The sequence below is a fragment of the Massilimicrobiota sp. An142 genome (genome assembly GCF_002160725.1).
Taxonomy (GTDB): Bacteria; Bacillota_I; Bacilli_A; order Erysipelotrichales; family Coprobacillaceae; genus Allocoprobacillus; species Allocoprobacillus merdigallinarum.
Window position 1 is genome coordinate 1 of record NZ_NFLD01000014.1, and the last position, 13,496, is coordinate 13,496.

Genomic DNA, 13,496 nt, shown 5'->3' on the forward strand with positions numbered 1-13,496 from the left:
TATTGACGTGTTTACTGTTCAGTTTTCAATGTCCCTGTGCCCTCTCGTCGAGTGCTCATCTATAATACCATCTATCCTCTACCTTTGCAAGTCTTTTTTTTACTTTTTTTCGTTTTTTTTATTCCTCTTTTTACAAAATTCTATTTTTCATTGGATTTATCAATGTTTTTTTATTTGTAATTTTATAAAGATTCACTCATAAATTTAAAAAATAAAACCCCATTAACTGAGTTAATCCTCCGTCATTGGGGTTTTGCTTGAATCACTAATCTTTTAATTATTTGATTTTTTTATAAAGATCAATAAATTCTTGTGCTAAATCAATAACAACTAATGCAGTCATTAAATGATCTTGAGCATGTACCATTAATAAGTTTAATGGAGCTTTTTCTCCTCTAATTTCAGCCTGAATTAATTCAGTTTGTGCATGATGTGCTTCATTTACAGTTTCTTTTGCATTTTGTAATGATTCATCAGCCTTATCTAAATCACCAGCTTTTGCATATTGAATAGCTTCGATAGCAGAGCTGCGTGCACTTCCACTGTTTACGATAAGGTTAATAACTACTTGTTCTTGTTCATCCATTTTCAATTTCTCCTTTAACAAACAAATTCAGAATTACTCTGTATATTTATTTTATCAAATCAACTTTATAATTTCAACTATAAACACTAAAGAAAAGAAAAATGTTTAAGTGCTTTCAATATACCATCGCAATCAACATTATCCGTAATATAATCGGCAACTGCTTTTGTTTCATCAGCAGCATTACCCATGGCAATTCCTAATCCAACAAAAGAGATCATTTCAATATCATTTCGTCCATCTCCAAATGCAATCGTATCTTTAATATTTTTGCCTAAAGCTTCAACAAGCTTTTGAATTCCTTTTGCTTTAGATTCACCTTTTAAAGTTAAATCAAAAGATAATCCACTTTGATGCTGTTGAATATCAAAATAAGGTGATAATGTTTGATACATTATTTCTCTATCATCAAGAGAATTTAAAACAATCATCCCAATATATGTTTCAATCTCATCAATTTGATATGAATCAATAATAATTTCATCTTTCATTCCCCAATTATTCTTAAACTCAATATGTTTAGGATTTTGTTTATTTAAAACATAAATATGATCATTGCCCTCAAAATAGTATGCCAGGTTTCTTTCAACACATAGCTGATGTGTTTTTTCAATAGCTTCTTTTGGAACAACCTTTTTATATATTTCTTTCCCTTTATATTCTACATAAGCACCATTACAAGTTACATAACCACTAAAAGGATAATCCATAACTCCATCCACAATAAAGCATTTACATCTTCCAGTCGCTAAAAAAACATCATGCCCCTGTTTCTTTAGTTGATTCATCCCATAGCGGACATCATTTGGGATACGATATATACCTTTATTACATTCAATAAGTGTTCCATCTATATCAAAGAAAAATAATTTTTTCATACTCCACCTCCATACCCTAACATCATAACCTTTTTATAAAAAAGTGTAAACAAAAAAGGTATCATGACGATACCTTTTGTTTCAATTATTCGATAACTTCAGTAACTGTTCCAGAAGCAACAGTTCTTCCACCTTCACGAATTGAGAATTTAGTACCATTTTCAAGTGCGATAGCATGGATTAATTCAACTGTTAATTCTACGTTATCTCCTGGCATAACCATTTCTACACCATCTGGTAATTCGATAACACCAGTGATGTCAGTAGTTCTGAAATAGAATTGTGGTCTATAGTTAGAGAAGAATGGTGTATGACGTCCACCTTCATCTTTTGATAAAACGTAAACTTGGCATACGAATTTTTTGTGTGGATGTACTGATCCTGGTTTAGCTAATACTTGTCCACGTTGAATTTGATCTCTGTTGATACCTCTTAATAATACCCCTACGTTATCTCCTGCTTCAGCGTAATCTAATAATTTACGGAACATTTCGATACCAGTAGCAACTGTATTTTGAGTTTCATGAATACCAACGATTTCGATTGGGTCATTTAATTTTAATTGTCCTCTTTCAACACGTCCTGTAGCAACTGTTCCACGTCCAGTGATTGTAAATACGTCTTCAACTGGCATTAAGAATGGTTTATCAGTATCACGAGTTGGAGTTGGAATATAAGTATCTACAGCATCCATTAATTCATGAATAGCTGGTACCCATTTTGGATCTCCTTCTAATGCTTTTAAAGCTGATCCACGAATAATTGGAGTGTCATCTCCTGGGAATCCGTATTCATTTAATAATTCACGAACTTCCATTTCAACTAATTCGATTAATTCGTCATCATCAACCATATCACATTTATTTAAGAATACGATGATGTAAGGTACACCTACCTGACGAGATAATAAGATGTGTTCTCTTGTTTGTGGCATAGGTCCATCAGTAGCAGCTACTACTAAGATAGCTCCATCCATTTGAGCAGCACCAGTGATCATGTTTTTGATGTAGTCAGCATGACCTGGACAGTCAACGTGTGCATAGTGACGAGTTGCTGTTTGATATTCAACGTGTGCAGTGTTGATTGTGATTCCACGTTCTTTTTCTTCAGGTGCAGCATCGATTGCAGCATAATCCATTGCTTGAGCATTTCCTTCTTGTGCTAAAACAGTAGTGATTGCTGCAGTTAAAGTTGTTTTACCATGGTCAACGTGACCAATTGTTCCAATATTAACATGCGCTTTAGAGCGGTCAAATTTTTCTTTAGCCATTTAAGCTTCCTCCTATATAAATTTCATTAAATTTTTACATATACATTCTAAATGATTTATCTCAAAAATGCAATACTTTTAGTGGATTAATTATTTCCACCATTTTTCTTAATAATACTTTCTGCAATTGACTTAGGAACTGGTTCATAACGATCAAATTGCATAGTGTAATTTCCACGTCCTTGTGTAAATGATCTTAAATCAGTAACATATCCAAACATTTCAGATAAAGGTACACTTGCTTGTACTAAAACAGCGTTTCCTCTTTCTTCTTGTCCTTCAATCATACCACGTCTAGAAGAGATATCTCCCATAACGCTTCCTAAGTATTCAGAAGGTGCAGTGACTTCTACAGCCATAATTGGTTCCAAGATAACTGGATCACATTTTTTACCAGCTTCTTTTAATGCTAAACTTGCAGCTACCTTATATGCCATTTCTGATGAATCGACATCATGGTAAGACCCATCAAATAATGTTGCTTTAATATCTAATACTGGATATCCAGCAATCATACCATTATCTAATGCTTCTTCAAGACCAGCTTTAACAGAACCAATGTATTCTCTAGGGACAGTTCCACCAACTACAGCATCAACGAATTCAAATCCTTTACCTTCATTTGGTTCGAATTTAATCCATACATGTCCGTATTGTCCACGTCCACCAGATTGACGTACGAATTTACCTTCACAATCAGCAGTTTTTCTAATTGTTTCACGATAAGCAACTTGTGGTGCCCCAACATTAGCTTCAACTTTGTATTCTCTCTTTAAACGATCAACGATAACGTCTAAGTGTAATTCCCCAACTCCGGCAATAATTGTATCACCAGTTTCAGGATTTGTAGTGACTCTAAATGTAGGGTCTTCTTCAGCTAATCTTGCTAAACCGTTACTTAATTTATCTTGGTCTTGTTTTGTTTTTGGTTCAATTGCTAATTCAATAACTGGTTCAGGGAATTCCATTTTTTCTAAGATAATGAAATTCTTTTCATCACAGATAGTATCCCCAGTTGTTGTATTTTTAAATCCAACAGCTGCAGCAATATCTCCAGCATAAACTTCGCTAATTTCTTTACGTGTATTAGCATGCATCTGTAAGATACGTCCTAAACGTTCTTTTTTATCTTTAGAAGAGTTTAAAACATATGATCCAGATTCAATATGTCCTGAATATACACGGAAGAATGTTAATTTACCAACAAATGGGTCAGCCATAATCTTAAATGCTAATGCAGAGAATGGCTCATCATCACTTGCATGTCTTTCGATTTCGTTACCATCTTCATCTTCACCTTTAATTGATGGAACATCAGTTGGTGCAGGTAAGAAGTCGATAACAGCATCTAACATTAACTGTACACCTTTGTCTTTATAAGCAGATCCACATAATACTGGGAATAATTCAACAGCTAATACTCCTTTACGGATTGCTGCTTTAATTTCTTCTTCAGTAACTGGTTCTTCTTCTAAGACTTTCATCATTAAATCATCATCAAAAGATGCAGCTGAATCAATCATTTTTTGACGATATTCTTCTGCTTGAGCTTTCATATTTTCAGGAATTTCAGAATAAACAACGTTTTCACCCTTAGCTCCTTCAAAATGAACAGCTTTCATTTTAATTAAGTCAATAACACCTTCAAATGTATCTTCGGCACCAATTGGTAATTGAATAGCTACAGCGTTAGCATCTAATCTTTTTCCAATAGATTCAACAGACATTAAGAAATCTGCCCCAGTTGCATCCATTTTGTTACAGAAGACAATTCGAGGAACTCCATAAGTTGTTGCTTGACGCCAAACAGTTTCTGTTTGTGGTTCAACACCAGCTTTTGAGTCTAATACAGTAACAGCACCGTCAAGTACACGTAAAGAACGTTCTACTTCAACAGTGAAATCGACATGGCCTGGAGTATCAATGATGTTAACACGGTATCCATTCCATTGTGCAGTTGTTGCTGCTGAAGTGATTGTAATACCACGTTCTTGCTCTTGTTCCATCCAGTCCATTTGTGAAGCACCATCATGTGTTTCACCAATTTTATGAATTTTTCCAGTGTAATAAAGAACACGTTCAGTTGTTGTTGTTTTACCAGCATCAATGTGAGCCATGATTCCAATATTACGAGTTTTTTCTAACGAAAATTCACGAGCCATATTTTTCTCCTTTCAAATATTTCCTCTAAATCATATATTACCAACGGAAATGTGCAAATGCTTTATTAGCTTCAGCCATCTTATGAGTATCTTCTTTCTTTTTCACAGAAGCACCAGTTCCATTAGAGGCATCAATAATTTCATTAGCAAGACGATCAATCATGCTTTTTTCGTTTCTTAAACGAGAATAGTTAACTAACCATCTTAATCCTAATGTCATTCTTCTTTCTGGAGATACTTCAACAGGTACTTGATAGTTAGCTCCTCCAATACGTCTTACTTTTAATTCAAGTACAGGCATGATATTGTTGATTGCTTGATCAAATACTTCCATTGCAGGATTTCCAGTTTTTTCTTCAACTTTTTTAAATGCTTCATATAAGATGTTTTGAGCAACACCTTTTTTACCATCAAGCATGATATTGTTAATTAATTTTGTAACTACCTTAGAATTATAAATTGGATCAGGTAGTACATCTCTTTTTGCTACGCGTCCTCTTCTTGACATCAGTTTTTCCTCCTATCTCTTATTTTTTAGGTTTTTTAGCTCCATAACGAGAGCGTCCTTGCATACGATCTTTTACACCAGCACAGTCCATAGTACCACGAATAATATGATAACGAACCCCTGGTAAGTCCTTAACACGTCCTCCACGAATTAACACAACGCTGTGTTCCTGTAAGTTGTGCCCAATTCCTGGAATATATGCAGTTACTTCCATTCCGTTTGATAAACGAACACGGGCATATTTACGTAAAGCCGAGTTAGGTTTCTTTGGTGTCATAGTGGCAACACGAGTACAAACACCACGTTTTTGAGGTGAACTAATATTAGTTGGTTTCTTTAATAATGAGTTGTAACCTCTATTTAACGCAGGTGATTTTGATTTAGATGTTTTTTCACTACGTCCTTTTCTGACTAATTGATTAATTGTAGGCATGTTTTTCTCCTTTCCTTTCTTCTTAACACACAATTCCGGGTGTTTCATTTTTTGATGAGATAAAATGCACTCTTAGTCGAGTACCGAAAGCAATTATATACGACAAAATTTATAAAGTCAACACTTTTTACTCTTTTTATCAAAGAAAAACAAGATCTTTTTTAAGACCTTGTTTCTTTATTTTATTCTGTTGTTGAAAATTCTTCATCAATTTCAGTACTGCTTAACAAACTTTCTGATAAAGTTTCAGCTTGTAAATGTTCAGCTTCTTCTAATTCCTTTTCTTTGCGTGCTTCTTCTAACTCTCTAGCAATCGTTTCAGGTGATTTTAAAGGTCCTCTTAATCCTGTACCAGCAGGTAATAATTTACCAATAATAACATTTTCTTTAAGACCTCTTAATTCATCAACCTTACCTTTAATAGCCGCATCTGTTAAGATTTTTGTTGTTTCCTGGAATGAAGCAGCAGATAAGAATGATTCAGTTTCAAGTGAAGCTTTTGTAATACCTAACAAGATTGGTCTTGCAACAGCAGGATGTTTTCCAGCTTTTAAGGCTTCTTTATTTAATTCAGTAAATTTTTGAACATTAATATGAGTACCAGGTAATGCTCCAGTATCTCCACCTTCAACAATTCTCATCTTCTTCAACATTTGATGAATAATAACTTCAATGTGTTTATCTGAAATTTCAATACCTTGTAAACGATAAACTTTTTGAACTTCTTTCAAGATATAATTTTCTACAGCTTTGACATCAGCAACAGCTAATAATTCTTTTGGATCAATTGATCCTTCAGTAATTTTAGAACCAATACTAACTTCATCACCTACAGAAACTCTTAATTTTGCACCATAAGGTGTTAAATAACTCTTTGTTTCAAGTAAGTTAGAAACCACAACTTCAGCTCTACCATTGTTATCAATGATATTAGAAACTTCACCATCAATTTCAGAAATAATAGATTTTGCTTTTGGATTTCTTGCTTCAAATAACTCTTGAATACGAGGTAAACCTTGAGTGATATCGGCACCACCAGCAACTCCACCCATGTGGAATGTACGCATTGTTAACTGTGTACCAGGTTCACCAATTGATTGAGCCGCCATAATACCAATAGCTTCTCCTAATTCAACTTGTTCACCAGTTGCTAGATTACGACCATAACATTTTCTACAAATTCCATTTTTCGCTTTACATCCAAAAATAGAACGAATTTCAACTTCTTTAATACCTGCATCAGTAATATTCTTAGCAATCGCTTCATCAATCATTTCGCCAGCTTTAACAAGCGTTTCACCTGTTTCAGGATGAACAATATCCTTTTGAGAATAACGTCCCACTAAACGGTCATATAATGGCACAATAACTGAATTATCTGAAGTATTGTACAATTCTGTAACAACAAATCCCTGATCTGTACCACAATCATCTTCAGTAACAATGACTTCTTGAGCAACGTCAACCAAACGTCTTGTCAAGTATCCTGAATCGGCTGTCTTTAAGGCTGTATCAGTAGATCCTTTACGAGCACCATGTGTAGAGATGAAGAATTCAGATGCAGTTAAACCTTCTCTAAATGAAGATTTGATAGGCAACTCAATTGTTTCACCTTTTGGATTAGACATCAATCCACGCATACCTACTAACTGTGTAAAGTTAGAAATATTACCACGGGCACCTGAATCAGACATAATGAAGATTGGATTACGGTCATCAGCTTCAAACTCATCTTTAACGACAGCCTGAACCTGATCTTTAACAGATTCCCATAACTTAATAACGATATTATGTCTTTCTTCATCAGTGATTTTCCCTTTACGATATAATTTCTTGATTACTTCAAGTTTTTCATCAGCTTCATCAAATAAAACGTATTTACTTTGTGGAACCTGAATATCATAAACAGAAACTGTAATACCCGCAATTGTAGAATAATAGAATCCTTGATCCTTTAATTTATCCAACATCGCTGTTGTATCACTAATTTTTGTAGGATCAAACATTTCATTGATAATGTTTCCTAAAGCTTTTTTACCCAATGGTTTAATTAAAGGTTGTGCTTTAATATGTGCTTTAATATCAGTACCCATTGGTACGAAATATTTATCTGGTGTTGCAACTAAATTTTCTTTACTAGAATCATTGATAAATGGGAATGCCCCATCAAAAATCTGGTTAAAGATAATTTTACCAACACTTGTAATTAAATAGCTATTATTTTGTTTTTCAGTAAATGTCTTATTCTTTAAAGATTTTCCTCTAATCGCAATTCTTGTGTGTAAATGTACAGTTTTTGCATCATATGCCATTAAAACTTCATTCACATCTGCAAAAACAGTTCCTTCACCAACAGCCCCTTCATCTTCTAATGTTAAGTAATAGTTACCTAACACCATGTCCTGAGAAGGTGTAACGATAGGTTTTCCATCTTTTGGTCCAAGGATATTGTGAGAACCTAACATTAACTGTCTAGCTTCTTGAATAGCTTCTTCCCCTAATGGAACGTGAACTGCCATCTGGTCACCATCAAAGTCAGCGTTGAACGCTGGACATACTAATGGATGCAAACGAATAGCACGTCCTTCAACCAATTTAGGTTCGAATGCCTGAATACCTAATCTATGCAATGTAGGCGCACGGTTTAATAAGACTGGATGTTCTTTGATGACTTCTTCAACGATTGGCCAAATCACATCATCCATCTTATCAATTAATCTTTCAGCAGCTTTGATATTTGTTGCAATCTGCTCTCTCACTAATCCACTAATCACAAATGGTTTAAATAAATTCAATGCCATTTCACGTGGAATACCACATTGATACATTTTTAAGTCTGGACCAACAGCGATAACTGAACGTCCTGAATAGTCAACACGTTTCCCAAGTAAGTTTTGACGGAAACGTCCTTGTTTTCCTTTTAACGTATGGCTTAATGATTTTAATGGTCTTCCTCCAGCACCTGTAATTGGTTTAGAACGACGTCCATTATCAATCAAAGCATCAACTGCTTCCTGTAACATACGTTTTTCATTTTGGACAATGATTGATGGTGTTCCAAGTTCTAATAATTTCTTTAAACGATTATTACGTGTAATCACACGACGATATAAATCATTCAAATCACTTGTCGCAAAACGCCCACCATCCAACTGTAACATTGGTCTTAAATCAGGTGGAATAACTGGAAGCACATCAAGAATCATCCATTCAGGCTGATTATGTGAAGTTCTAAAAGCTTCAATAGCTTCTAGTCTCTTCAATAATTTAGAACGTCTTTGTCCCTGTGCTTCTTTTAAATCTTTTGTTACTGATTCAAATTCTTCATCTAAATCAACTTTTTGAAGTAAGATTTTAATCGCTTCTGCCCCAGTTTTGGCTTCAAACTGATGACCAAATTTTTCATAACAGTTACGATAATCTCTTTCAGATAAAACTTGTTTATATTCTAAAGGTGTACTTCCTTTATCAGTGACAACATAAGAAACGAAATAAATGATTTCTTCAAGTTGTTTTGGTGACATATCAAGAATAAGCCCCATTCTTGATGGAATACCTTTTAAATACCAGATATGTGCGACTGGAGTCGCAAGTTCAATATGTCCCATACGTTCACGACGTACAGAAGATTTTGTGACTTCGACACCACAACGATCACAGATTACGCCTTTATATCTGACTTTCTTATATTTTCCACAGCTACATTCCCAATCCTTAGATGGTCCAAAGATTCTTTCACAGAATAGACCATCTTTTTCAGGTTTTTGAGAACGATAATTAATAGTTTCAGGTTTTTTAACTTCACCATAAGACCATTCACGAATTTTTTCTGGAGAAGCTAATCCAATCTGGATTGCTGAAAAGTTATTGACATCTGCCATTCATTGTTTCCTCCTATTCTTCGTTACTTTCTTCTTCATCATCAGTGAAGAGTTCATCAATTACAGAATCCAAATCATCAAATGATTCTTCATCTTCAGAGAAATCACCTTCTACCTCAGCCACTTCTTCTTCAGTGACTTCTGGTTGTTCAGGAGTTGTATCAATTGAAGTTGGGAAACGACGTTCTTCATCTTCAATCTTTCTTGCATCTATTTCTTGACCATCTTTATCTAACATACGAATATCTAAAGCTAATGCCTGTAATTCTTTTGTTAAAACTCTAAATGATTCTGGCAAACCAGGTTCAGGTAATTTTTGACCTTTTACAATGGCTTCATAAGTTTTGACACGACCAACAACATCGTCAGATTTAACCGTTAAGATTTCTCTTAATGTATAAGCTGCACCATATGCTTCAAGTGCCCAAACTTCCATTTCCCCAAATCTCTGTCCACCGTTTTGAGCCTTACCACCTAAAGGCTGTTGTGTAACTAATGAGTATGGACCTACTGATCTGGCATGTAATTTATCGTCAACCATGTGGGCTAATTTAATCATATACATAACCCCAACTGAAATATTAGAATCAAAATATTCTCCAGTCATACCAGAAATAACTGGTTGTTTTCCATCAACTGACATTCCAGCTTCTTTCATGATATCCTCAAGATCTTTTGAGTTAATACCATCAAATGCAGGAGTTGCAAAGTACATTCCTAACTCTCTAGCAGCATATCCTAAATGTAATTCCAATACCTGACCAATGTTCATACGTGATGGTACCCCTAATGGATTTAACATGATATCAAGAATTGTACCATCTTCCAAATGTGGCATATCTTCGATAGGTAAGATCTTAGAGATAACCCCTTTGTTACCATGACGTCCGGCCATTTTATCTCCTTCAGAAATCTTACGTTTTTGAACGATATACACTTTAACAACTTTATTAACACCTGGTTGTAATTCATCACCATTTTTTCTAGAGAAGATTTTAATATCATGAACAATACCAGCACCACCATGAGGAACTCTTAATGAATTATCTTTGACTTCTCTTGATTTTTCACCAAAGATTGCTAGTAATAATTTTTCTTCAGCAGATAATTCTGCCTGTCCTTTAGGTGTTACTTTACCAACTAAGATATCCCCTTCTTTCACTTCAGCACCAATCATAATGATACCTTCGCTATTCAAGTTTTTACGGGCATCTTCCCCAACGTTTGAAATATCACGCGTAATTTCTTCAGGACCTAATTTTGTATCACGACATTCAATACTATATTCTTCAATATGAATAGATGTATAAACATCTTCTTTCACTAATCTTTCAGACATGATAACAGCATCTTCGTAGTTATAACCATTCCATGTCATGAAACCAACCAATACGTTTTGCCCAAGGGCTAATTCACCTTGCTCCATAGATGGACCATCAGCTAAAATTTCCCCTTTGACAACTTTATCTCCAGCTTTTACGATTGGTCTATGATTAATACAAGTTCCCGCATTAGAAATCGCGAATTTTGTTAAACGATACTTATGTGGACCTGTATCTTCTTCAACAATAATCTTTTTCGCATCAACATATGTGACAATACCATCTTTTTTAGCCACAACTGCAGCTCCAGAATCTCTAGCAGCCTGATATTCCATACCAGTTCCTACAAGAGGTGTGTGTGGATTTAATAATGGTACGGCCTGACGTTGCATGTTGGCACCCATCAAAGCACGAGTCGCATCGTCATTTTCTAGGAAAGGAATACATGAAGTGGCTACAGAAACAATCTGTTTTGGAGAAATATCAATAAAATCAATTTCTTCAGGCTTAGCCATAATATTTTCTCCCAAATGACGGGCAATAACTTGTTCATCCAAGATTTTTCCATTTTCATCATGTTGAACTTTTGCTTGTGCAATGACATAATTCTTTTCTTCATCGGCTGTTAAATAACGCACATCATTTTCGTCAATCACACTATGATTCACTTTACGATATGGTGTTTCAATAAATCCATATTTATTGATTTTTGCATAAGAAGCAAGTGTAGAAATTAACCCGATATTTGGACCTTCAGGTGTTTCAATTGGACAAATACGACCATAGTGAGAGGCATGAACGTCACGGACTTCATAACCAGCACGATCTCTTGATAAACCACCTGGTCCTAATGCTGATAAACGACGTTTATTTGTTAACTCGGCTAATGGATTAATCTGATCCATAAATTGAGATAACTGAGATGATGAGAAAAATTCTTTCATAGCGGCAGTTAATGGACGAATGTTAGTTAATGACTGAGGAGTGACACTATCAATTTCAGATAATGACATTCTTTCTTTAACGACTCTCTCCATTCTTGATAAACCAATTCTAAATTGATTTTGAATTAATTCACCAACAGAACGTACACGTCTATTTCCTAAATGATCAATATCATCTAATAAACCAATACGACTCATTAAGTTGACTCTATCGTCACTTGCTAAATCTAATGAATCATAAATATCAACAAGATTCAACATATATGAATAGGCAGCAATCATATCAGAAATTGTAATATATTTACAATCTAATGATAAATCTGTCCCAACAACTCTCATTTTCTTTGATTTTGTTTCATCAACATAGACTTCAAGCACTTGAATACGTCCATGTGATTTTAAGAAATCATTTGTTTTAATGTCCATTGTATGAGCTCCAGCCTGGAAAACAGGAGCTAAAAGGTCAACTTTATCTTTTGTTAATAAAGTTCCTTCTTTCATGACAACATTTCCATCTATATCTATAACATCCTGAGCTAAAACACGGTTTGTAATTCTATCTAATAAACTCAATTTTTTGCCAAGTTTAAAACGTCCTGCACGCGCAAGATCATATCTTTTTGCATCAAAAAATCTTGTATATAATAAAGTATTAGCACCTTCTAGCGTTGCAGGTTCTCCTGGTCTTAATTTATTGTAAATTTCAATTAAAGCTTCATCAGTATTGTGAGTTGTATCTTTGGCTAGAGTATTTCTAATAAACTCATGATCACCTAACACTTCAATAATATCTTCATCACTGCTTAAACCTAAAGCACGTAATAAAATTGTACCAGGAATTTTACGTGTACGGTCAATACGTACATTTAAAATATCTTTTGCGTCATTTTCAAATTCAAGCCATGTTCCTCTTGAAGGAATCATGCTTCCTGTAAAGACTGTCTTACCACTTTTATCCATGGCATCAGCAAAATATGCACCTGGTGAACGCACTAATTGTGAAACAATAACACGTTCAGCACCATTAATGATAAAAGTACCAGCATCAGTCATTAATGGAAAATCTCCCATAAAGACTTCGTTTTCTTTAATTTCGCCAGTTCCATTATTCACTAAACGTAAAGTAGCACGAATAGGAGCAGAATAATTTGCATCTCTATCTTTAGCTTCATCTACTGAATATTTTGGCTCATCAAAACGGCAATCAACAAACTCTAAAGTTAAAGTTTCATTAAAATTGCTAATAGGATAAACATCGTTAAAAACTTCTTTGATACCTTCGTTCTTAAACCATTCATAAGAATTTGTTTGGATTTCTACTAAATTTGGTAATTCTAAAGACCCACTAATTCTTGAATAATTACGACGATTAATACGACTTTTTGCCTGAGTTACATTTTTTTCCAAGCCCGCTTCACTCCTTATCAATTATCTCTATCTCCTTATTTAAAGCACGCAAAAAACACTGCTTTTTATATATGAGTAGGCATTTTATTATACTAGCATAGAGGC

At 34.4% G+C, this 13,496-nt stretch carries 8 protein-coding genes; all 8 read right to left on the reverse strand.

Annotation, left to right across the window (positions count from 1 at the left end; translation table 11 throughout):
* Nucleotides 1-277: 277 nt before the first annotated feature.
* Nucleotides 278-586, reverse strand: a complete 309-nt coding sequence (locus B5E87_RS07355) for a PTS lactose/cellobiose transporter subunit IIA (protein WP_087244283.1) — start codon at nucleotides 584-586, stop codon at nucleotides 278-280.
* Nucleotides 587-672: 86 nt separating this feature from the next.
* Nucleotides 673-1,464: a Cof-type HAD-IIB family hydrolase gene (locus tag B5E87_RS07360; protein ID WP_087244284.1), complete on the reverse strand. Its 792-nt coding sequence runs from the start codon at nucleotides 1,462-1,464 to the stop codon at nucleotides 673-675.
* Nucleotides 1,465-1,549: 85 nt separating this feature from the next.
* Complete coding sequence (gene tuf / locus B5E87_RS07365; RefSeq protein ID WP_087244285.1) at nucleotides 1,550-2,734, reverse strand: elongation factor Tu; 1,185 nt, start codon at nucleotides 2,732-2,734, stop codon at nucleotides 1,550-1,552.
* Between the two features lie 86 nt (nucleotides 2,735-2,820).
* Complete coding sequence (gene fusA, locus B5E87_RS07370) at nucleotides 2,821-4,896, reverse strand: elongation factor G (protein WP_087244286.1); 2,076 nt, start codon at nucleotides 4,894-4,896, stop codon at nucleotides 2,821-2,823.
* A 37-nt stretch (nucleotides 4,897-4,933) separates the two neighbouring features.
* On the reverse strand, nucleotides 4,934-5,404 hold the full coding sequence (rpsG, locus tag B5E87_RS07375; protein ID WP_087244287.1) for a 30S ribosomal protein S7: 471 nt from the start codon (nucleotides 5,402-5,404) through the stop codon (nucleotides 4,934-4,936).
* A gap of 19 nt (nucleotides 5,405-5,423) precedes the next feature.
* Complete coding sequence (gene rpsL / locus B5E87_RS07380) at nucleotides 5,424-5,837, reverse strand: 30S ribosomal protein S12 (protein ID WP_087244288.1); 414 nt, start codon at nucleotides 5,835-5,837, stop codon at nucleotides 5,424-5,426.
* Between the two features lie 182 nt (nucleotides 5,838-6,019).
* Nucleotides 6,020-9,718 carry a DNA-directed RNA polymerase subunit beta' gene (gene rpoC / locus B5E87_RS07385; RefSeq protein WP_087244289.1) on the reverse strand — a complete coding sequence of 1,233 codons (3,699 nt, stop codon included), beginning with the start codon at nucleotides 9,716-9,718 and terminating at the stop codon, nucleotides 6,020-6,022.
* A gap of 13 nt (nucleotides 9,719-9,731) precedes the next feature.
* Complete coding sequence (gene rpoB / locus B5E87_RS07390; RefSeq protein WP_087244290.1) at nucleotides 9,732-13,391, reverse strand: DNA-directed RNA polymerase subunit beta; 3,660 nt, start codon at nucleotides 13,389-13,391, stop codon at nucleotides 9,732-9,734.
* Nucleotides 13,392-13,496: the final 105 nt, after the last annotated feature.